The 23,037-nt window shown below is 37.0% G+C and carries 18 protein-coding genes and 2 pseudogenes; 14 read left to right on the top strand and 6 right to left on the bottom strand.

Annotated elements, in window-relative coordinates; translation table 11 throughout:
• Window positions 1-79: 79 nt before the first annotated feature.
• From nrdD to nrdG, 5 genes are all read left to right on the top strand, one after another.
• A complete protein-coding gene (gene nrdD, locus MKY69_RS09930; protein WP_003102395.1) occupies window positions 80-2,269 on the top strand; it encodes an anaerobic ribonucleoside-triphosphate reductase in 2,190 nt (729 codons plus the stop codon).
• Window positions 2,270-2,358: 89 nt separating this feature from the next.
• On the top strand, window positions 2,359-2,508 hold the full coding sequence (locus MKY69_RS09925; RefSeq protein WP_003108936.1) for a hypothetical protein: 150 nt from the start codon (window positions 2,359-2,361) through the stop codon (window positions 2,506-2,508).
• A gap of 23 nt (window positions 2,509-2,531) precedes the next feature.
• Window positions 2,532-3,494, top strand: coding sequence for a Gfo/Idh/MocA family protein (locus MKY69_RS09920; protein ID WP_340791751.1), 963 nt, complete (start codon window positions 2,532-2,534; stop codon window positions 3,492-3,494).
• Entirely contained in the window at window positions 3,475-3,969 is a 495-nt protein-coding gene (locus tag MKY69_RS09915; RefSeq protein ID WP_003108940.1) for a GNAT family N-acetyltransferase, read from the top strand. Before MKY69_RS09920 ends, MKY69_RS09915 begins: the two co-directional genes overlap by 20 nt.
• A 14-nt stretch (window positions 3,970-3,983) precedes the next feature.
• Window positions 3,984-4,598, top strand: coding sequence for an anaerobic ribonucleoside-triphosphate reductase activating protein (gene nrdG, locus MKY69_RS09910; RefSeq protein ID WP_003104313.1), 615 nt, complete (start codon window positions 3,984-3,986; stop codon window positions 4,596-4,598).
• Window positions 4,599-4,715: 117 nt separating this feature from the next.
• Here nrdG and yaaA read toward each other — a convergent pair whose 3' ends face one another.
• Window positions 4,716-5,447 (bottom strand): peroxide stress protein YaaA, encoded by a 732-nt coding sequence (gene yaaA / locus MKY69_RS09905; protein WP_003108941.1) that lies wholly within the window; start codon window positions 5,445-5,447, stop codon window positions 4,716-4,718.
• Between the two features lie 52 nt (window positions 5,448-5,499).
• Window positions 5,500-6,354 (bottom strand): VOC family protein, encoded by an 855-nt coding sequence (locus tag MKY69_RS09900; RefSeq protein WP_003108943.1) that lies wholly within the window; start codon window positions 6,352-6,354, stop codon window positions 5,500-5,502.
• Between the two features lie 201 nt (window positions 6,355-6,555).
• Between MKY69_RS09900 and MKY69_RS09895 the strand changes: the two genes are divergently transcribed.
• Window positions 6,556-6,882 (top strand): winged helix-turn-helix transcriptional regulator, encoded by a 327-nt coding sequence (locus tag MKY69_RS09895; RefSeq protein WP_003108945.1) that lies wholly within the window; start codon window positions 6,556-6,558, stop codon window positions 6,880-6,882.
• A gap of 23 nt (window positions 6,883-6,905) precedes the next feature.
• Here the strand turns inward: MKY69_RS09895 and treR are convergent, their stop codons facing one another.
• Window positions 6,906-7,619: a trehalose operon repressor gene (gene treR, locus MKY69_RS09890; protein ID WP_037620338.1), complete on the bottom strand. Its 714-nt coding sequence runs from the start codon at window positions 7,617-7,619 to the stop codon at window positions 6,906-6,908.
• A 221-nt stretch (window positions 7,620-7,840) separates the two neighbouring features.
• Between treR and treP the strand changes: the two genes are divergently transcribed.
• The 8 genes and pseudogenes from treP (at window position 7,841) to MKY69_RS09850 (ending at window position 19,241) form a co-directional block, all read left to right on the top strand.
• Window positions 7,841-9,826: a PTS system trehalose-specific EIIBC component gene (treP, locus tag MKY69_RS09885; RefSeq protein WP_003107846.1), complete on the top strand. Its 1,986-nt coding sequence runs from the start codon at window positions 7,841-7,843 to the stop codon at window positions 9,824-9,826.
• 67 nt (window positions 9,827-9,893) lie between these two features.
• Window positions 9,894-11,519, top strand: a complete 1,626-nt coding sequence (gene treC, locus MKY69_RS09880; protein ID WP_340791744.1) for an alpha,alpha-phosphotrehalase — start codon at window positions 9,894-9,896, stop codon at window positions 11,517-11,519.
• A 213-nt stretch (window positions 11,520-11,732) separates the two neighbouring features.
• Window positions 11,733-13,774 (top strand): annotated as a pseudogene (locus tag MKY69_RS09875) (BglG family transcription antiterminator).
• Between the two features lie 4 nt (window positions 13,775-13,778).
• Complete coding sequence (locus MKY69_RS09870; protein ID WP_340791742.1) at window positions 13,779-14,063, top strand: PTS sugar transporter subunit IIB; 285 nt, start codon at window positions 13,779-13,781, stop codon at window positions 14,061-14,063.
• Window positions 14,064-14,075: 12 nt separating this feature from the next.
• Window positions 14,076-15,416 (top strand): PTS ascorbate transporter subunit IIC, encoded by a 1,341-nt coding sequence (locus MKY69_RS09865; RefSeq protein WP_340791740.1) that lies wholly within the window; start codon window positions 14,076-14,078, stop codon window positions 15,414-15,416.
• 3 nt (window positions 15,417-15,419) lie between these two features.
• Complete coding sequence (locus MKY69_RS09860) at window positions 15,420-16,274, top strand: transketolase (RefSeq protein ID WP_003107842.1); 855 nt, start codon at window positions 15,420-15,422, stop codon at window positions 16,272-16,274.
• Window positions 16,274-17,194: pseudogene (locus MKY69_RS09855) on the top strand (transketolase family protein). The gene MKY69_RS09860 and the pseudogene MKY69_RS09855 overlap by 1 nt, the downstream one beginning before the upstream one ends.
• Window positions 17,195-17,345: 151 nt before the next feature.
• Window positions 17,346-19,241 carry a M13 family metallopeptidase gene (locus tag MKY69_RS09850; RefSeq protein WP_340791738.1) on the top strand — a complete coding sequence of 632 codons (1,896 nt, stop codon included), beginning with the start codon at window positions 17,346-17,348 and terminating at the stop codon, window positions 19,239-19,241.
• A gap of 82 nt (window positions 19,242-19,323) precedes the next feature.
• On the opposite strand, the gene tsf is transcribed toward MKY69_RS09850, so the two are convergent.
• The 3 genes from tsf to ahpF form a co-directional block, all read right to left on the bottom strand.
• Window positions 19,324-20,364, bottom strand: a complete 1,041-nt coding sequence (gene tsf, locus MKY69_RS09845; RefSeq protein ID WP_003103092.1) for a translation elongation factor Ts — start codon at window positions 20,362-20,364, stop codon at window positions 19,324-19,326.
• A gap of 119 nt (window positions 20,365-20,483) precedes the next feature.
• The gene (rpsB, locus tag MKY69_RS09840) at window positions 20,484-21,251 is read right to left on the bottom strand and encodes a 30S ribosomal protein S2 (protein ID WP_003105621.1); all 768 of its coding nucleotides are present in this window, start codon (window positions 21,249-21,251) and stop codon (window positions 20,484-20,486) included.
• 219 nt (window positions 21,252-21,470) lie between these two features.
• Entirely contained in the window at window positions 21,471-23,006 is a 1,536-nt protein-coding gene (ahpF, locus tag MKY69_RS09835) for an alkyl hydroperoxide reductase subunit F (RefSeq protein ID WP_003107832.1), read from the bottom strand.
• Between the last annotated feature and the right edge of the window lie 31 nt (window positions 23,007-23,037).

Here is a 23,037-nt window from a genome sequence, read left to right as displayed (position 1 = left end):
TTTCAAAAAAATGATAACACAAGATATTGATTTTTTTTATTTGGGTGATATAATAGTTCAAGTAAGGAGATTTAGACTAATGACACAAGAAAAAGTTTTAGAACAGCCAGATATAAGAGTAATTAAACGTGATGGTCGTCTCGTGAATTTTGACACCACTAAAATCTATAGCGCCCTATTAAAGGCAAGTGTGGAAGTGACGAAAATGTCACCAGTACTTGAAGCAAAATTAGAAGCAATATCGGAGCGTGTCATTGCCGAAATCCGCGACCGTTTCCCAAATAATATTAAAATATACGAAATTCAAAATATCGTAGAACATGAATTGTTGGCAGCTAATGAATATGCTATTGCTAAGGAGTACATTAATTACCGTACCCAACGTGATTTTGCGCGCTCTCAAGCAACTGACATTAATTTCACAATTGATCAATTATTGAATAAGGATCAATCTGTAGTTAACGAAAATGCCAATAAGGACAGTGATGTTTTTAATACGCAACGTGATTTAACTGCAGGGATTGTCGGCAAATCAATTGGGTTGAAGATGTTACCACCTCACGTGGCCAATGCCCACCAAAAAGGGGATATTCATTACCATGATTTGGACTATAGTCCATATACACCAATGACTAATTGCTGTTTAATTGATTTTAAAGGAATGTTAGCCAATGGATTCAAAATTGGTAATGCTGAGGTTGAAAGTCCTAAATCAATTCAAACAGCGACAGCTCAGATTTCCCAAATCATTGCCAACGTTGCTTCTAGTCAGTACGGTGGTTGTACAGCAGATCGCATCGATGAATTTTTAGCCCCATATGCCGAATTGAATTATAAGAAGCATATGGCCGATGCTGAAAAATGGGTTGTTGAAGATAAGCAAGAAGAATATGCTTATGAAAAAACTCAAAAAGACATCTATGATGCAATGCAGTCCCTTGAGTATGAAATCAACACCTTATTTACGTCAAATGGGCAAACACCATTTACGTCACTTGGTTTTGGTTTAGGAACATCATGGTTTGAACGTGAAATTCAAAAAGCGATTTTGGAAATTCGGATCAAAGGTTTGGGTAGTGAACATCGTACAGCAATTTTTCCTAAACTCATTTTTACTGTTAAACGTGGATTGAATTTAGAAGAGGATTCACCAAACTACGATATTAAGCAATTAGCATTGGAATGTGCCACTAAACGCATGTATCCTGATATGTTATCATATGACAAGATTATCGACCTTACAGGCTCATTTAAGGCGCCTATGGGTTGTCGTTCTTTCCTTCAAGGTTGGAAAGATGAAAACGGGGTTGAAGTCAATTCAGGTCGTATGAATTTAGGTGTGGTAACCTTGAATTTACCTCGTATTGCCATGGAATCAAATGGCGACATGGAAAAATTCTGGGAATTGTTTAATGAACGCCTATCAATCGGGAAAGATGCTCTTGTTTATAGAGTAGGTCGTGTCAAAGAAGCTACACCAGCTAATGCACCAATTCTTTATCAATATGGTGCCTTTGGCAAACGTCTTGATAAAGATGGTAATGTCGATGATTTATTTAAAAATCGCCGTGCAACAATTTCACTAGGTTATATTGGTCTATATGAAGTTGCTTCTGTCTTTTATGGCGGCGAATGGGAAGATAATCAAGAAGCTAAAGATTTCACAGTTTCAATCATTAAAGCAATGAAAGACGCTTGTGCAGATTGGTCGGATGAGTATGGTTACCACTTCTCAGTTTATTCAACTCCTTCTGAAAGCCTAACTGATCGTTTTTGTCGTCTAGATACAGAAAAATTTGGAAAAATTGAAAACATTACGGATAAAGAATATTACACCAACTCATTCCATTATGATGTTCGTAAAAATCCCACTCCGTTTGAGAAATTAGACTTTGAAAAAGTATATCCAGAATCTGGAGCCTCAGGTGGTTTCATTCATTATTGTGAATACCCAGTATTGCAACAAAATCCAAAAGCTTTAGAAGCTGTATGGGACTATGCTTACGACCGAGTTGGTTATCTTGGTACCAATACTCCGATTGATAGATGCTATGAGTGTCAATTTGAAGGTGATTTTGAAGCTACCGAACGTGGTTTTACTTGTCCTAACTGTGGTAATAATGATCCTAAAACAGTTGACGTTGTTAAAAGAACCTGTGGTTATTTAGGTAATCCACAAGCACGACCAATGGTTCATGGACGTCATAAAGAAATTACATCACGTGTAAAACATATGAATGGCTCAACAATTAAATATCCAGGCCTATAAAATAACTTTGGATAACTGATAAAAGATGTTATGATATTAAGGTTGCTTATAGCAAGCAATCTTTTATTTATCAAGAAAAGGAAAAAACAATGGGAAAATTTCAATTAGACTATAAAGGGATGCAACAAGTTGAACGATTTCATGAAAAAAATTCAACTAAAACAGCATCAAAAAAATTAGCAGGAAAAGATTTGAAAGCTCAATTTTTTGAAAAAGCTAAAAAAGCTGCGAAAAAATAAAGAACTGAGAAAGTTGGTTTATTATGTTGGAAATAGGAATTGTAGGACTAGGTGGGATTTCTCAGAAAGCATATTTACCCTATATGCGTCAATTACCAAATATTCACTGGCATTTATCAACTCGTAACCAACAAGTTAGACAGGAAGTTGCTAATTTATTTGGAAATGCCTCTGTCTATTCTGACCTTGATGACTTAGCTAGTGTAAAATTGGATGGAGTTTTTATCCATGTTGCAACATCGGCACATTATCAGATTGCTAAAGTTTTCTTAGAAAAAGGCATTCCTGTTTATATGGATAAACCATTGACAGAAGACTATCAATTGAGTAAAGATCTCTATCAGATGGCAGCTGACAATGGGACTTTTCTAATGGCTGGCTTTAATCGACGCTTTGCACCCCGTGTCAAGGAGATGTCAACCTTGTCAAATAAGTGTAAAGTTTATGTTGAGAAGAATGATATTAATAGGCCTGGCCAAACTACATTTAAACTATTTGATTTCTTTATTCATCCACTAGACACAGCTTTATTTCTAGCTGATGGGAAACTCTTACATGGTAATTTTATTGTTCAAAGAGAAGAAAATCAAATCTGTCAAGTTGCAGTAAATCTTGTGACAAGCAATGAAATTATACATGTTGGCATGAATCTTCGCTCAGGTAGTCGCAGAGAAGTCATTGAAGTTCAATCACCAGAGCAGACATATCATCTGGAAAATTTAGATGAACTAACCGTCTTTGAAGGAACCAATAGTCATCAGATAGGATTTACTTCATGGGATACAACGCTTTATAAACGTGGCTTTGAGTCAATTATCAAAGAATTCATAGAGGCGCTCGAAAGCAAACAAAATCCAGTGTCACCTGAGACTAGTCTCTTAAGTCATTGGATTTGTGACCAAATCAATAAGTCAGAAATGAGTTTTGGAGAGTTAGACATAAATTTACCAATGTTGAGGTTAAAAGATGCAATTAAGAAGACCTGATATAGATGATAAGGATTCTGTCATGGAAATGATGGCTGAATTTGAAGAACATGATTCTGCACATGATGGTGGTTTTTGGTCAAATGAGGAGTTTGATTATTCAAATTGGTTACAGCAAAACTATGATAATGAAGTAGGATTAAATTTACCCCCAAATAGGGTTCCCTCGATTCAATTTGTAGCCTTTGATGAGAATGGAAATGCATTTGGGTTTCTCAGTTTGAGATTACGTTTAAACGCCTACCTTATAGAATTAGGTGGTCATATTGGTTATTCTGTCAGACCAAGTCAGAGGAATAATGGCATTGCAAAATCGATGTTAAAAGAGGGGATAAAAGTTGCTAGGCAAAAAAATATCCAAGATGTCCTAATAACATGTCATGACAATAATCCGGCTAGTCGAGCAGTTATCATGGCTAATTTTGGTAAATTAGAAGATATCCGTAATCATGTAGAACGGTATTGGATTACTTAAAAAGTGAGGTAATAATGGAAGAAACAACATGGAATACACCTAAAGCTAAAGAATGGAAAAGTGAAGAACTTAGCCAAGGACGAGTGATTGATTATAAAGCTTTTAATTTTGTTGATGGTGAGGGTGTTCGAAATTCTTTGTATGTATCAGGTTGTATGTTTCACTGTAAAGGTTGTTATAATGCTGCCACTTGGTCTTTTAGAGCAGGGATACCCTATACCAACGTATTGGAAGAGCAAATTATGACCGACTTAGCTCAACCTTATGTACAAGGTTTAACGCTCCTTGGCGGGGAACCATTTTTAAATACAAGTTTCTTATTACCACTTATTAAGCGAATTAAAAGAGAATTGCCAGAAAAAGATATTTGGTCCTGGACTGGATATACTTGGGAAGAAATGATGCAAGAGACAGAAGATAAATTAGAGATGCTTTCTTTGATTGATATTCTTGTCGATGGGCGATTTGATATTAGTAAGAAAAATTTAATGCTACAATTTCGTGGCTCTTCAAATCAGCGAATTATTGATGTCAAAAAATCACTGGCCCAAGGACAAGTTCATATATGGGATAAGCTAAATGATGGTGATGCATCTTTTGAGCAAGTCAGTCGGGATCATTTACTTTAAAATAATCTTGAGAATGAGATTATCAAAGGATCTGAAGCAATTTTCCTCAATTTATCCTCAAACTTATCCACAGCTTGTGCATAAGTCATAAAAAATGTGAATAAACTAAAAAGAGGCCTAGGCCTCTTTTTTAATATAAACAAAATGATCAGCATTAGATAAATCAGAAAAATAGCTGAAACCATTGAATTTCAAGGATTTTAACTGTGATGAGGATTGGCAATTTGCTTTCATGGCTGCGGTTAAAAATGCGCCTCGAGCTTTTTTGGAAATTGTGGAATGGCTTTTGGGAATGCCGTCTTTTTCTTCTAAAAAGGTGATACTTATCCACAGTTTTCGTTTATCTGTGGAGAATATATCCTCAAATTCACTAGAAAGTAAAGAGATATAAACATCCTCAGGTGATAAAAATTGGTCGTAACGTGGACGCCAATAAGTTTTTAAATTTTGACCATTGATTTTTATTTTCGTTTGGAAGTCAAGTCGATGCTCTGCAATTGGGAAATCCATGGGGATAATACCATATAAAGATGAAGTAATATAAGTCCGTTTGGTTAAATAGTTTTCCTCTTTTTTACTGAGGTTTTCGCGTTTAATATAACGGTACATTAAGCCATTGAAGAGCTTATAAGCGGGATAAGTTAGGGCCTGATTTTGGTGGATTTCCCTGATTCGATTTAATTCTTTTTGCGCAGCTTCAGGCTTAATTTTGTAAACTGAGGCAAGTTCCTCCAAAGTCAGCTCTGCCATCATTGCAATAATTGGCTGGCTGAACTTGGGGATAAGTGGTGGAAAACTTTCTGTTGGCACTTTCATTTCCTTGGCCGTTGGAATCAGGAATTTTAACATAACTTCATTGTAGTAAAGTAAAAGCCCACTTGTCAAGAGTGGACTATCTGAATTATTTCACTAAAGTAACGTGTGTTCTTATCCCATCCAAGTCTTCAAGAAGATAATTATTCTTTTCTTTTTCAATGACGATCATGCCATGAAGCTGAGCTTTTTTAAATGTCGCATCAAAAAAAATCTGATCACTATACTCAATTGTTAGGTAATTTAGGCCAAGATTGCTCTCTTGATGTTTCTGCAAGCTAGGTCCACCCCAATTATTGAAGGCTAGGTGGTGGTGATACTGCCCTGAGGCGATCCATGAGGCAGTTGGAATCGTCATTTTGTTGCCCATTTGGAAAACTTTTTGATAAAGTTGAGACGACGCTAAGGCGTTATGGACACTAAGATGAACGTGACCAATTATTGTTGCTGGGTCTAACTTGTAAACCTCAGGAATTTCAGTTAAGTTATCAAGCATACTTTGACCATCCATTGGGTCTGTCACACCGATGATTTGCCCATCTTCTTTAATATCCCATTCGGAAACATCTTTATCGCGATAGATTTCGACACCATTTCCTTCGGGGTCGCTAATGTAAATGGCTTCACTGTAACCATGATCTGCGGCACCATCAAGTGGCGCTTGCGTAACCAAGATTTGCCGTAAGGCAAGGCCGAGAGCATTACGATTTGGAACTAAGATGGCAGTATGGTAAAGTCCATAAGTTGCTTCTTGGTCGGAGTTAACTAAGCGAAGTTCAATAATGGCTTCTTTGCCGTCAAAAGTTAGTAATGATTTGTTATCGTCTTGACTAAGAATGGATAAGCCAATAATTTCTGTGTAAAAGTTAGTCATATTTGTCAGGTCTTTGACATTTAGTGAGACCATTCCTAAGCGAATAGCTGAATTGTATGTGTAAGTCATATTTAAAATCTCCTGTATTGGTAATAAGTATATTTTATCGCCTTAGTTTCTAAATGAAAAGTAGGCACAATTTAGTAAGTAAGTTACTTATAAGTAACAAATGTGTAATTTAAGTGTTTTTAACCTACTTGTCACAAAAAGTTTTTTAGGATATAATGTAAAGTAAGTTACAAAATGATACTAATGAAATGAGGTACCCCCATGTCAGAAGAAAATACAGTTTGCCCTGTGGAAACTACCTTATCCTTAATTGGGGATAAGTGGAAGATTCTGATCCTCAGGGATTTGTTGAAGGGGACCATGCGTTTTGGTCAGTTGCAAAAATCAATTGGCAAGGTCAGTCAAAAAGTTTTAACCAGTCAATTACGTGATATGGAAGCCCATGGTCTAGTTCACCGTGAAGCCTTTGCAGAAATTCCACCTCGTGTTGAATATTCACTGACTGAAACGGGCCTTAGTCTAGAACCGGTCATCGATTCAATGCTAGCTTGGGGGCAAAACTACCAAGAAAAATATCTGACTAACTAAAGGAGGTGCTAGGCACCTCTTTTTTATTTTGGATTTCGTCTGGCAAAGTCAACAAATTTGAATTTTTCTAATTTATGCCGGCTTTCTGTAAATTGGAATTGTTCATTATTTGACAAATAGACTTTTGATTTCACAGAGACAACATGTTTGTCAGATCCTAAATCTAGTAAAATTTTATCCCGATCATTGATTTGGTCAATTGTAACTTCTTTTAAGGCAAAATCAATTGGTAAGTGGAGTTCTTTCTCCAAATATTGATAAAGTGATACTTCAGCAATTTCTCTTGAGATTGTAGGGACTATATCCTTATTCAAGTAATCAATGTCTAAAACTGAGGCAACGCCATCAACAACACGCTGACGGGTGATTCGCCAGATAATTGTATTTTCTTTGAAGCCAGTTAATTTTGAAACATATTTGTCTACAATTAATTTATCAATAGCAATAACATTTGTTTTCGAATCCATATTGAAGTAGGAAACTAACTCATGATAACTCGTTAATTCAGAAATGGGGAATAATATTTGATGGTGTTTGATGACTTGAGTTCCACGACCTTGTTGGCTTTTAACTAGTCCAGCTTTCGCTAGAAGGTTCAGTGACTTACGAATAGTATCTCTACTTGCATCATACTCTTTACAGAGTTCAATTTCAGTTGGTAAAAAGTCATCAATAGCATAAATTTCTTTGGCAATTTTTTCTTCTAAATCTTTGAAAATGCGTTCATATTTTTTCATAATCGTAATTGTTTCTTTCATTTGTCTATTTTTTTACGGACAACCTATCTTATTTTAACAGAAATATCCTGATTTTCAAGCAAACAACTTGCATACAAGTTTGGAATCGATTACAATTAAAGTATAAGCTAATTTAATATTGGTCTGTTACATCACTTATTCATTGAAAGCAACTGAATTATTCAGTCGGTTTTAATTATGGAAAAACTAGGGGAAATCAAATGGGAAAATTTGAAAATGAAGCTAAGACACTTCTTTCTGCCATAGGCGGTAAAGAAAACATCAAAGCTGTTACACACTGCGCAACCCGCATGCGTTTTGTTTTGAATGACAATAGCAAAGCTAATGTCAAAGAAATTGAAAAAATTTCTGCTGTAAAAGGAACTTTTACAAATGCTGGTCAATTCCAGGTTATCATTGGTAATGATGTTCCAATTTTTTATAATGATTTTACAGCTGTTTCTGGTGTAGAAGGCGTTTCGAAAGAAGTTGCTAAATCGGCAGCCAAAAGTAATCAAAATGTATTCCAACGTGTTATGACAATGTTGGCTGAAATTTTCACACCAATTATTCCAGCTATTATCGTTGGGGGTCTTATTTTAGGATTCCGTAACGTTATTGATAGTGTTCCATGGAGTTTCCTTGATGGGAAAACAATTGTAGAAGTTTCAAAATTCTGGGCTGGTGTTGATTCATTCTTATGGTTACCAGGGGAAGCAATTTTCCACTTCTTACCAGTAGGTATCACTTGGTCGGTAACTCGTAAAATGGGGACAACTCAAATCTTAGGTATCGTTCTAGGTATCTGTTTGGTTTCTCCACAATTACTTAATGCCTATGCAGTTGCAAGCACTCCAGCTTCTGAAATTGCTAAAAACTGGGTATGGGATTTTGGATCGTTCACAATTAACCGTATTGGTTATCAAGCTCAAGTTATTCCAGCTTTACTTGCCGGTTTAACATTAGCTTATCTTGAAATTTTCTGGCGTAAACGTATTCCAGAAGTAGTTTCTATGATTTTTGTACCATTCTTATCATTAGTTCCAGCAATTATCTTAGCCCATACGGTTTTAGGTCCTTTAGGTTGGACAATTGGTAAAGGTATCTCATTTGTAGTACTTGCTGGTTTAACTGGTCCAGTGAAATGGTTGTTCGGTGCTATCTTCGGTGCTTTATATGCGCCACTTGTTATCACTGGTTTGCACCATATGACAAATGCCATTGATACTCAATTGATTGCAGATACTGCAACTCATACAACAGGTCTATGGCCAATGATTGCACTTTCAAATATTGCACAAGGTTCTGCTGTATTTGCTTACTACTTAATGAACCGTCATAATGAGCGCGAAGCAGAAGTTTCTGTAGCAGCTACAATCTCAGCTTACCTAGGTGTAACTGAACCTGCATTATTTGGGGTTAACTTGAAATATGTTTATCCATTTGTTGCTGGTATGATTGGTTCTGGTGTTGCTGGCTTACTTGCAACAACAATGAACGTTCAAGCTAACTCTATTGGTGTTGGTGGACTTCCAGGTTTCATGGCAATCCACGTTAAATCAATGATTCCATTCTTTATCTGTATGGCAGTTGCTATTGCAATTCCAATGTTCTTAACTTTCTTTTTCCGTAAATCAAACATCATGACTAAAGCTGAAGATGAAGCAATTGCTGATCGTTTAGCTGATTCAGCAGTAGCGGCTCCTGTTGCTACTGAAGCGACATCAACTGTTGCTACTTCAGGTTCTAAAGTTGAAATGGTTAGCCCACTTACAGGTCAAGTAAAACCTTTAAGTGAAGCTGTTGACCCAGTATTTGCACAAGCAGTAATGGGACAAGGTGTTCTGATCCAACCAACCGAAGGTGAATTAGTTTCACCAGTTGATGGACAAGTGTCAGTATTGTTCCCAACTAAACATGCTGTAGGACTTGTTTCTACTGATGGCGTTGAAATTTTAATGCATATTGGTATGGATACCGTTAACCTAGATGGCCAAGGCTTCACAGCCCACGTTAACCAAGGTGATATTGTTAAAGCTGGCGACAAATTAATTTCATTTGATATGGAAGCAATTAAAGCTGCTGGATATCCAACTGAAACACCATTTGTTGTCACAAATCAAGATGCTTACGATGTTACTGTAGATGCTACTTTGCCATCTGAGATTTCTCGTAAACAACCATTAATGACTGCTGTTAAAAAATAAAAGAATTCAAATAGAGAGTACAGGAACTGGAGGCAGTTCCTGTCTCCATTTCTAGGGAGGAAGAGATATGGCTATTGACAAAAGAAAAGTTGTCTATCAAATTTATCCAAAATCATATAAAGATACTGATGGAAGTGGCGTAGGTGATTTACGTGGCATTATTGAAAAAATTCCTTATTTGCGTGAATTAGGAATTGACATGGTTTGGCTAAATCCCTTTTATCCAAGTCCACAACGAGATAATGGTTACGATGTAGCAGATTACACTGCTGTAAACCCTGATTTTGGAACTATGGAAGATTTTGAAGAACTAATCCGAGTTGGTCAGGAAAATAAGATTGACTTTATGTTAGATATGGTGTTAAACCATTGTTCTACGGAACACGAGTGGTTCCAAAAAGCATTAGCTGGTGATAAATACTATCAAGATTTCTTCATTTTAAGAGATCAACCAACAGATTGGTTATCAAAATTTGGTGGTAATGCATGGGCACCGTTTGGTGATACTGGCAAATATTATCTTCATTTATTTGATGTGACACAGGCTGACTTGAATTGGAGAAATCCTAATGTTCGCGAAGAACTCTTTAAAGTTGTTAATTTCTGGAAAGATAAAGGCGTAAAAGGTTTCCGTTTTGATGTTATTAACTTGATTGGTAAAGATGAAGTCTTAGAAGATTGTGCTATCAATGATGGTAAACCTGCTTACACTGACCGACCAATTACGCACGAATACCTAAAGATGATGAATAATGCCAGCTTTGGTAAAGATGATTCCTTTATGACAGTTGGTGAAATGTCTGCAACGACTATTGAAAATTGTATTCTTTATACAGCTCCTGAACGGGAAGAATTATCAATGGCATTTAATTTCCACCATTTAAAAGTTGACTACAAAGATGGTCAAAAATGGACCTTAATGGATTTTGATTTTATTACCTTGCGTGACCTTTTCCATTCTTGGGGTGAAGGAATGAGTGTTGGTAATGGTTGGAATGCTTTATTCTACAATAACCACGACCAACCACGTGCATTGAATCGTTTTGTAGATATCCAAAACTTCCGTGAGGAAGGTGCGACAATGCTTGCTGCTTCAATTCACTTATCACGTGGAACGCCTTATATTTATATGGGTGAAGAAATTGGTATGGTTGATCCTGATTATGATACCATGACTGACTACGTTGATATTGAAAGTTTAAATGCCTATCAAATGCTTCTAGATGAAGGTAAGACTGAAGAAGAAGCTTTTACAATTATTAGTGCAAAATCTCGGGACAATTCACGTACACCAATGCAATGGGATGCCAGTAAAAATGCTGGATTTACTACTGGAATTCCATGGCTCAAATCAGGTAAGACTTACAAAGAAATTAATGTTGAAGCAGAGAAGAATGGAAAGATTTTCCCATTCTATCAAAAATTAATTCAATTACGTAAAGAAATGCCATTAATCTCTGAGGGAGATTATAAAGCAGCTCTCAAAGATAGTGAGCGCATTTATGCCTTTGAACGTGAGTTGGATGGACAAAAATTATTAGTCCTAAATAATTTCTATTCTGATCAAGCTCAAGTTGAACTGCCAATTGAGTATCAAAATGGACGAGTGTTAATTAGTAATTATGAGGTCGACTTAGTTGGTACAAATCTAACTTTAGAAGCTTATCAAACAATTGCAATTCTCGCTAAATAATATAGAAATAAAAATATAAGCCTAAGGAAAGAGGTAGATGATACCTGTTTTGCTTAGGCTTTTTTGTGTTCTCATCTGCTTAGAGGCATTGTATAATAGGATTATCTGACTTTAGCACAAAGTATTTTAAATAATAGATAGATTAAATTGTGCCCAATAGGGACTAGGAAGCTCTCAGTCAATAGTCTAAAATGAAAGAGGAAAGGTAAGGTTATGGTTGATAATAAATCACTAGTAATATTGATGACGTTGATTAGAAATCAACAACTTTCTCTTTATGAATTATCTGTAAAGACAAAGTTTTCCATAAAAACTTTAAAAGATGAAATAGCAACAATCAATCAGTTGTTAGAAGCAAATAAATTTCCCCAACTTGTCATCTCTAATGGCAACTACAGCCTTTCAAAAAAGTTAGAAAATAAGTCACAATTAATTTTTAACTTATTAAATTCACAGCATATTTTTCTTGGACAAGAAGAAAGAATAGCTTTTATTTACCTTTATACCTTTTGTCGGAAAGATTTTGTATCCAATACTCACTATCAATATTTTTTGAAAGTCAGTAAAAATACGACCTTAACGGATATCAAGGCTTTACGTTCCTTAATGGCCAGTTACCAATTGAAGTTAATCTACTCTCGTCAACTTGGCTATACCTTAAGAGGCAAAGAACAAGATAAACACCGGATGGCTATCAAGATAATCACGGATTTGATTCAATCAGCCAATGGACGATGGGCCCTTGACTACATTCTATCTGAGTGGGATTATAAGGTTTCTTATGAGTTACTGGAGCAGAAAGTCACTGATTATTATCAGACTTTCCAAATGACACCAATTCTCGATCGTTTGAAAGAGTGTCTCTACATTATTATCTTTATCCTTAGTCGTTATCAGCGTTCTGTTATTCGAATCGAAGATAACCGGACACCGATTTCCAAGGAAATAGAAGATCTGATTAGTTTGGTGGCAAATGAGGTTAAGCAAGAGGAGAAGGTCGATTTAGAGCTCACAGATCCTCAACAAAACTATCTGCGACTTTTGCTTTTGGGGTCTTTTGAAGGTGACCAGGATAGTGATGACTATTATTTTAGTGAGTTGACATTAGAAATCATTAATCAGTTGGAAGGCATATCATTGTTGCGCTTTGAAGATAAGGGAGCTATGTTGGCAACCATGAAGCGTCATCTGATTCCAGCTTATTATCGACTGCAATTTGGTTTATCTTCATCAAATGATTATGCTTATCGGATTAAGCAGGATTACCCAGAGCTTTTTACCATGGTTCGGCAAGCCTTGCAACCACTTGAAAGAGAAGTGGGTTATCCAATTCCATCCAGTGAAATTGCTTATTTTGTCTTACATTTTGGTGGCTACTTACACCAGCAAAAATCAGTCGTTGAAAGCAAATATCGGGCAGTCATTATCTGTCCTAATGGGGTTAGTTCCTCCTTAATCATTAAGGAAAATTTAAAAATCCTTTTTCCTCAGCTCAGTTTTCAAGGTATTTCACGAGTTGATCAGTTAGATGGTATCGACCCAAATGATTATGACATGATTTTTTCGACTATCATTTTGGATAGAAAAAAGCCATGTTACTTAGTACCAATGATAATGACCGAAGAACAATCTTTTCAACTAGTTGACTTGGTTTGTCAAGATTTTCCAAATCTTGCTGATGAGGATTTAGAAGTTGAAAAAATACTTACTACTATTAAGCATTACGCTACAGTGACTAAGGAAAAAGAACTACGGATTGCATTGCGTAAAATATTGAAACAAGATTTATTAAGAAAGGACGTGAGACCCTTGCTGCACGAATTAATTACAGAACAGACTTATCAAACCAGCTCACAAAAGCTAGATTGGAAAGAAGCAATCAAACTGGCTGCTCAGCCATTGCTTGATCAAGGAAAAATTACGGACCATTATTCCCAAGCAATGATTGAAAAGGTGGAGGAATTTGGACCATTTATCAATCTTGGGAAAGGGATAGCCATTCCACATGCCGACCCGAAGATGGTGTCGTCGATGTGGGTATGTCCATGTTAGTCCTTGAACAGCCAATTTACCTTTTGGATGATCCCAAGCAAGAAATCCATTTACTGATTTGTATCGCTGCTGTGGATAATGAAACCCATCTAAAGGCTTTGTCACAATTAACCACAATTTTAAGAGATAATGAGCATGTTAAGGTATTACTTGCTTCACGTAACTACCAGGAAATAAAAAAAATTATTAATCAGGAGGCGTAATATAATGTTAAGAATTGGTACAGCATGTGGCTCAGGGTTGGGCTCAAGTTTTATGGTACAAATGAATATCGAATCTATTCTTAAAGATCTTGGTGTCACTGATGTTGAAGTAGAGCATTATGACCTAGGAGGCGCAGATCCTTCTGCAGCTGATGTATGGATTTTGGGACGTGACCTAGAAGATTCTGCTGGGCACCTTGGGGATGTTCGTATCCTGAACAGTATTATTGATATGGATGAATTAAGAGAATTGGTTACAGCTATCTGTCAGGAAAAAGGATTAATCTAGGAGGAGAGAGAAATGAAATTTTTAGTTGATATTGCCAGTACACCAGCTATTTTGGTTGCCTTGATTGCGGTTATTGGTCTCTTGCTTCAAAAAAAAGCAACACCTGATATTGTCAAGGGTGGTATTAAAACTTTCGTTGGCTTCCTTGTTGTATCTGGCGGGGCCGGTATTGTACAAAGTTCATTAAATCCATTTGGAACAATGTTTGAACACGCCTTCCATCTGTCAGGCGTAGTACCAAATAATGAAGCAATTGTGGCTGTTGCTTTGACAAAATATGGTTCAGCAACCGCTCTAATCATGTTTGCAGGTATGATTTTCAACATTCTTATTGCCCGCTTTACAAAGTTTAAATACATTTTCTTAACTAGTCACCATACGCTTTATATGGCATGTATGATTGCTGTGATAATGAGTGTATCTGGATTTAAGTCAGCATCACTTATCATCTTTGGCGGTTTAGCATTAGGTATTATTATGAGTGTCTCTCCTGCATTTGTTCAAAAATTTATGATTCAATTGACAGGTAATGATAAAGTAGCTTTGGGGCACTTTAGTTCACTTGGCTACTGGCTAAGTGGAACTATCGGTGGTTTAGTTGGTGACAAATCTAAATCAACTGAAGATATTAAATTTCCAAAATCTTTATCTTTCTTACGTGATAGTACAGTAAGTATTACTATTTCAATGACCATAATTTACTTGATTGTTGCGATTTTTGCTGGACCAGGATGGATTGCTAAAGAATTGAGTAATGGAACACACGGACTTGTGTTTGCTCTTCAATTAGCTGGACAATTTGCTGCAGGTGTCTTTGTAATTCTTGCAGGGGTTCGTCTCATTTTGGGTGAAATTGTCCCTGCCTTCAAAGGTATTTCAGAAAAATTGGTTCCAAATTCAAAACCTGCTTTGGATTGTCCAATTGTTTATCCATATGCACCTAACGCAGTATTACTTGGTTTTATTTCAAGTTTTGCAGGTGGGTTAGTAAGTATGGCTGTGATGATTATGACTGGTACAACAGTTATTTTACCAGGAGTTGTCCCTCATTTCTTCTGTGGAGCTACTGCAGGTGTTATTGGTAATGCTGCAGGTGGTGTTAGAGGAGCAACTGTAGGTGCATTTATGCAAGGGGTATTAATTAGTTATCTTCCAATCTTCTTGATGCCAGTACTTGGTGGACTAGGATTTAAAGGAACAACCTTCTCTGATGCAGACTTTGGTTTATCAGGTATCGTTCTTGGCATGCTTAATAAAATCGGTGGTGCGACTGCTATTGCTATTGGACTTGTTCTTATTTTAGTAACCCTCGTAGCATTCTCGTTTGTAGGAAAACAATCTAAGGAGGCGTAATGAATGACCTTAAGTGAAGCAAAACTAGCAGAACTAGAACAGTTTGCTCTAGAGATTAGAGTGAATATATTAGAAACGCTGAACCATTTGGGCTTTGGTCACTATGGTGGAAGTTTGTCAATTGTTGAAACATTGGCAGTTCTCTATGGTGAAATCATGCCAATGACCCCAGAGCTTTTTAGCAAGAAAGATCGTGATTATTTTGTTTTATCAAAAGGCCATGCTGGGCCGGCCCTCTATAGTACCTTGTACCTAAAAGGATTCTTTAATCAAGAGTTTCTTCATTCTTTAAATGCAAATGGAACACGACTTCCTTCACATCCTGATAAAAATTTAACACCTGGAGTTGACATGACAACAGGGTCATTGGGACAGGGTGTGAGTGTAGCCACCGGTATTGCATATGCCCAAGTGATTGAAAAATCAGACCACTTCACATATACAATTGTTGGTGATGGTGAATTGAATGAGGGACAGTGTTGGGAAGCATTCCAATTTGCTGCGCATCAAAAATTATCAAACATATTTGTTTTCGTCGATGACAATAAAAAACAATTGGATGGTTTGACTGAAGAAATCTGTCAACCAGGTGATTATGTTCAAAAATTTGAAGCTTTTGGTTTTGAAGCTGTCCGTGTCGATGGTAGTAGCATTCTAGCAATTTATGATGCAATATTAGCTTTAAAATTATCTAATAGTTCTAAACCTAAGTGCATTGTTTTAGATACAATTAAAGGTCAAGGTGTATCATTAATTGAAAATATGACTTCTAACCACCATTTAAGACCAGATCAGGCACAACTCTCCGCTTTAAGTTCTGCAGCAAATGATTTGAGAAAAGAATTGGAGGTTGACTAATGACTAGACAAACAAAAGAAATGCGCCATGTTTATCGTGACTTTTTAGCCGAAGTGAGTGATAGTCATCCTCAAGTAGCAGCACTTGAAGCAGATTTATCAAGTTCAATGGCTACTAACAACTTATCTCAGAGGTTAGGCAAACGTTTTGTCAACTTGGGAATAATGGAAGCGCAGATGATTGGATTAGGGGCCGGATTAGCCGTAAAAGGCTACCATCCTTATATACATACTTTTGGTCCGTTTGCTTCTAGACGTGTTTTTGACCAACTATTTATCTCCCTTGGTTACGCACAGTTACAAGCGACAATTATTGGTTCAGATGCAGGTGTGAGTGCTGAGATGAATGGTGGAACACATATGCCATTTGAAGATTTAGGATTACTCCGCTTGGTTCCAAAAGCTACTGTTTATGAAGTCAGTGATGACATCCAATTTGAGGCTGTTTTGCAAGAAACATTAAGTATTTAAGGACTATCCTATATTAGAACGATTCGTAAAAAACCACTTCCGATATATGAAGCTGGCGAAGATTTCTCACAAGGGTACAAAGTTCTTCGTAGTGGCAAGGATGCAACAATTGTTGCTTCTGGTATCATGGTCGCAAAAGCAATGGAAGCAGCAGAGCTCTTATCAGAAAAAGGAAAAGAAGTTGAAGTTGTTGACCTCTTTAGAATTAAGCCATTACCGGAATCATCAATAGCTAATCTTATTGGGAAAACAATTGTTACTGTAGAAAATCATAATCAAATTGGTGGTCTTGGGTCTGCTATTTGTGAAGCACTATCAACAGAGAAAAATACATCTGTTACTCGAATGGGTGTAAAAGAGTCCTTTGGTCAAGTCGGAAAAAGTGATTACCTACTTGATGTTTATGGCTTATCTACTAATCACATTGTTGAAACAGTCATGTCCTTATGAAAAAAATGAGCAGCTTATACGAAGCTGCTCATTTTTTAAAATGGTGTTTAAAGCTGAATATTCTTAGTTTTTTTACTAGAAATTTGGTACAATGTAAGAGATTACACTGCTTTTTAATAAGTAATAGCAGTAACTATTAGGAGGAGACATAATGGTCGATTATAAAGAAAATTTTTATCACGCTGTTAATGGTAAATGGGCTGAAACAGCTGTAATCCCTGATGATAAACCTAGAACTGGTGGATTTTCAGACTTAGCTGATGAAATTGAAAATTTCATGTTAGAGACAACAGACAAATGGTTAGCAGGGCAAGAACAACCTCAAGATGCTATTTTAGGAAACTTTATTAAGTTTCACCAAATGACATCAGATTATGCTAAACGTGAAGAAGTAGGTGTACAACCTGTTTTACCTTTGATTGAAGAATACCAAAATTTAAACTCGTTTGAAGAATTTGCCTCTAAGATTGCTGAATTCGAAATGACAGGTAAACCAAACCTCTTCCCATTTGGTGTAGCACCTGACTTTATGAATGCTCAGTTAAATGTGCTTTGGGCAGAAGCACCATCTATTTTATTACCAGATACAACTTATTATGAAGAAGGGCACGAAAAAGCTGATGAATTGCGTCAGGTTTGGCGTCAGTCACAAGAAAAAATTCTGCGGAACTTTAATTTTTCAGACGAAGAAATTTCGGACTTATTAGATAAAACACTTGAACTAGATAAGCAATTGGCACAGTATGTTCTTTCGCAAGAAGAAGCGTCTGAATATGTTAAGCTTTATCATCCATACGAATGGGCTGACTTTAGCAAATTAGCTCCAGAATTGCCATTAGATGCTATCTTTACGCAAATCTTAGGTCAGGTTCCAGATAAGGTTATTGTTCCTGAGGAACGCTTTTGGACGAAATTTGCTTCTCGCTATTATTCTGAAGCAAATTGGGACTTGTTGAAAGCTGATTTAATCATTGGTGCTGCCAATGCCTATAATTCCTATTTAACAGATGCGATTAGGGTTGAATCTGGTGTTTATGGCCGTGCGCTCTCAGGAACACCTCAAGCCATGAATAAGAAAAAAGCTGCTTACTATCTCGCACAAGGACCTTACAGTCAAGCAATTGGTTTATGGTATGCTGATAAGTTCTTCTCACCTGAGGCGAAAGCTGATGTGGAGCACAAAGTTGCTACGATGATCGATGTTTACAAATCGCGTTTACAAGCCGCTGATTGGCTAGCACCAGCTACACGTGAAAAAGCGATTATTAAACTAAATGTGATTACACCACACATTGGTTATCCGGAACAATTACCTGAAACTTATGCTAAGAAAATTATCGATGAGAGTCTATCATTAGTTGAAAATGCGCAAAAATTAGCGGCTATTTCAATCGCTCACAGTTGGAGTAAATGGAATCAACCTGTTGATCGGAAAGAATGGCATATGCCTGCTCATATGGTCAATGCTTACTATGATCCGCAACAGAATCAAATTGTCTTTCCTGCGGCCATCTTACAAGTACCTTTCTACTCATTAGAACAAAGTTCTTCAGCCAACTATGGCGGTATTGGAGCTGTTATTGCCCATGAAATTTCACACGCCTTTGATACTAACGGTGCTTCCTTCGATGAACATGGATCATTGAAAGATTGGTGGACTGAGGCAGACTACACAGCCTTTAAAGAAAGAACTGATAAGGTTGTTGACCAATTTGAAGGTTTGGATTCCTATGGAGCCAAGGTTAATGGTAAGTTAACTGTTTCTGAAAATGTAGCAGACCTTGGTGGTGTGGCTTGTGCTTTGGAAGCTGCCAAAAAAGAGGCTGACTTCTCAGCGCGTGATTACTTTGTTAACTTTGCTCGTATTTGGCGGATGAAAGCTCGCCCTGAATTTATGCAAATGATGGCGACAGTTGATGTGCATGCACCAGGAGAATGGCGTACAAATGTTACGCTTACAAACTTTGATGAATTCCATCAAGAGTTCGGCGTAACTGAAGGAGACTTTATGTGGCGTCGTCCTGAAGATAGGGTTATTATTTGGTAATAGAAAAGGTTGAGCCTAAGCTCAACCTTTTTTATGAGAGAAAAAAACCTTGAACCAGTTGAGTTCAAGGTTTTTGTGGTTCTTAGTTATTAAGAGCAGCAGCCATTGTAGCAGCAACTTCTGATTCGAAGTCGTTAGCTTTTTTCTCGATACCTTCACCAACTTCAAAACGTGCAAATGAGATTGCTTTTGCGTTTACTGAGTTTAGGTATTGTTCAACAGTTTTGCTGTCATCCATGATGTAAACTTGTGCTAAAAGTGTGTATGCTTGGTCAACTTTTGTGTTATCAAGCATGAAACGATCCATTTTACCTGGAATGATTTTATCCCAGATTTTTTCAGGTTTACCTTCAGCAGCTAATTCAGCTTTGATATCTTCTTCAGCTTTAGCAATAACTTCATCTGATAATTGAGCTTTTGATCCATAAGTTAAGAATGGAAGTGGAGCTTTATCAACCATTGCACGTGATTCGTTATCAAGTTCAATAGCATGGTTAAGTTGTGCTAATTCATCGTGTACAAATTGAGGATCAAGTTCAGTGTATGAAAGAACAGTTGGTTTCATAGCTGCAACGTGCATTGCTACTTGTTTAGCAAGAGTTTCATCGCCACCTTCGATAACAGTGATAACACCAATGCGTCCACCGTTATGTTGGTACGCACCAAAGTGTTGTTCGTCATTTTTTTCAATAAGTGCAAAACGACGGAATGAAATTTTTTCACCGATAGTAGCAGTTGCATTTACATATGCATTAGCTAATGTTTCACCAGAAGGCATAGTTAATTCAAGTGCTTCTTCGTTGTTAGCAGGTTTACCTTCAGCAATAACTTTGGCTGTTTCGTTAACTAATTCAACGAATTGAGCATTTTTTGCTACAAAGTCTGTTTCAGCATTAACTTCAACAACAGCAGCAACATTACCATTTACGTAAACACCAGTTAAACCTTCAGCGGCAACACGGTCAGCTTTCTTAGCAGCTTTAGCCATACCTTTTTCACGGAGTAATTCAACTGCTTTGTCCATGTCTCCGTCAGTTTCAACAAGTGCTTTTTTAGCGTCCATAACGCCGGCACCAGATTTTTCACGCAACTCTTTTACAAGTTTTGCTGTAATTTCTGCCATTAGTAAAATCCTCCAAAAATAATTTTTTATCAATTTAAAAAAACGGAACAGAGCGGTTTGCTTCTGCCCCGTTTGGTTTTTCGATTGTCAAAGACTAATCATTCAAAATCTTAAGTGAATTAAGCGTTGTCGCCTTCAACAACTTCAACGATTTCTTCGATTGAATCTGCTTTAGCTTCAGTTTCAAAGTTAACGTCTGCATCTTCACCTTGACGGCCTTCGATAACAGCGTCAGCTAATTTAGCAGTGATTAATTTAACGGCGCGGATAGCGTCATCGTTAGCTGGGATGATAACATCGATATCATCTGGATCAGCATTAGTATCAACCATAGCAACAACTGGAATACCAAGTTTTTTAGCTTCTTTAACAGCGATTTGTTCTTTATGTGGGTCAACAACGTACATTACGTCTGGGATACGAGGCATATCTTCGATACCACCTAGGAATTTTTCAAGACGTGCACGTTGTTTGTTAAGAAGTGAAACTTCTTTTTTAGGAAGAACTTCAAAAGTTCCTTCTTCTTCCATACGTTTGATTTCTTTCAAACGAGCGATACGTTTTTGGATTGTTCCCCAGTTAGTAAGAGTTCCACCTAACCAACGGTGGTTGATGAAGTATTGACCAGCACGAGTTGCTTCGTCTGCAACAGCTTCAGCAGCTTGTTTTTTAGTACCAACGAACAAGATAACAGCGTCATTTGCTGCAGCGTCACGAACAAATTCGTAAGCTTGGTCAGCTAATTTAACAGTTTGTTGTAAGTCGATAACGTGGATTCCGTTACGTTCTGTAAAGATGTATTTAGCCATCTTAGGGTTCCAGCGACGAGTTTGGTGGCCAAAGTGAACACCAGCCTCTAATAGTTGTTTCATTGAAATTACTGCCATGAGTAGTTTCTCCTTCATAATGTTTTTTTCCTCTCTTAAACTTCAGCTTGCAGACTAACCCAAAGGGCAACAAGTCAACAATTGGTTTAAGATGAGTATTTGTCGCACAAACGACATGACCATTCTATCAAAAATATTCAATTTATGCAAGTCAATCTCACTTTAATAAAACAAAAAACTACTCAGAAACTGTGATTAGTTAAAGAGTAGTTTGAATTATTATTGACGGATTAAGTAGTCAAATGCGCCAATGGCAGCAGTTGCTCCTGACCCCATAGAAATGATAATTTGTTTATAAATAGAGTTTGTACAATCACCAGCAGCAAAGATACCAGGAATATTTGTAGAACCATGGCCGTCAACGACAATCTCGCCTCGGTCAGTTAATTCAATTCCACTATCTTTAAGCCATTGGGTATTCGGTACAAGTCCAATTTGGACAAAGACACCTTCTAAGTCAATATGCTTTTCTTCTTGGCTTTCTCGGTCAGTGTAGTTGAGACCTGTTACATGATCTTGACCGACAATATCTTTCGTTGCTGCATTAGTAATAATGGTTAAATTATTTGTTTTTGCAGCGCGATCTTGAAGGACTTGATCAGCTTTTACTTCAGGTAAAAACTCTAAGACAGTTACTTGTTTACATAAACCAGCTAAGTCTAAAGCAGCTTCCATACCTGAATTACCGCCACCTATAACAGCAACATCTTTTCCTTCAAATAGTGGTCCGTCACAATGTGGACAGTAGGTCACCCCTTTGTTACGGAACTCATCTTCACCTGGAACATTGATGTTACGCCATTTTGCCCCAAGGGCTAGGATTGCTGTTTTAGCTTGTAATACAGCACCATTAGCAAGTGTTACTTCAATTAAATCTTCTTTTTTAGCAATCGAAGTAGCTAACTGAACTTTGATAATATCAACATTATAAGATTTTGTATGCTCTTCAATTTGGGCCATTAATTTAGGACCTTCAGTATAAAGAGTACCAATCATATTTTCAATGCCGACAGTCTCCATTACTTGTCCACCGAAAGTTTCAGCTAGAAGGCCAGTTTTCAGTCCTTTACGCGCAGCGTAGATTGCAGAGCTATTGCCCGCAGGGCCACCGCCAATGACAAGGACATCATATACGCCTTTTTCTGAAAAATTGTCAGCAGAGGCTGGGCCGGTAATCTTTTCCAATAGCTGTTCAACAGTGGTACGTCCTGAAGAAAAGACTTGGTTATCTAGGTAGACCGTTGGGACGGCCATGATTCCTCTTTCTTTAACCTCGTCTTGGAACATGCCACCTTCAATCATGGTGTGTGAAATCTTAGGATTTAAGACTGACATGATATTAAATGCCTGTACTACATCAGGACAATTATGACATGATAAACTAACATAAGTTTCAAAATGAAGCTCTTTATCAATTGCTTTAATTTGATTCGCCAGCTCTTGTTCAATCTTTGGTGGTCGACCAGAAACTTGTAACAAAGCTAAAACAAATGATGTGAATTCATGTCCGAGTGGAATACCAGCAAATTCAACACCACTTTCTTTATCTAATTGGGCAATTTTAAAACTGGGTTGTCGAGTTAGTGATTTTTCCTCGATTGTAATTTTACTAGACATGTTTGCTATTTCTTCTAAAAACTCTTTTACGTTTTTAGAATTTTGATCATCACCAAGGTTTACTTGAAAGACAATATCAGATTCTAATAGATCAAGGTATTGTTTGATTTGGTTCTTAATATCTGGAGTAAGCGACATAAATTCCCTCCTTATCTATTGAAAAAAATTA

The sequence above is a fragment of the Streptococcus sp. FSL R7-0212 genome (assembly GCF_038007985.1).
GTDB classification, from domain to species: Bacteria; Bacillota; Bacilli; order Lactobacillales; family Streptococcaceae; genus Streptococcus; species Streptococcus parauberis.
Note: the sequence above shows the minus strand (reverse complement) of the source record. Positions and strands in the feature narration are given on the sequence as shown.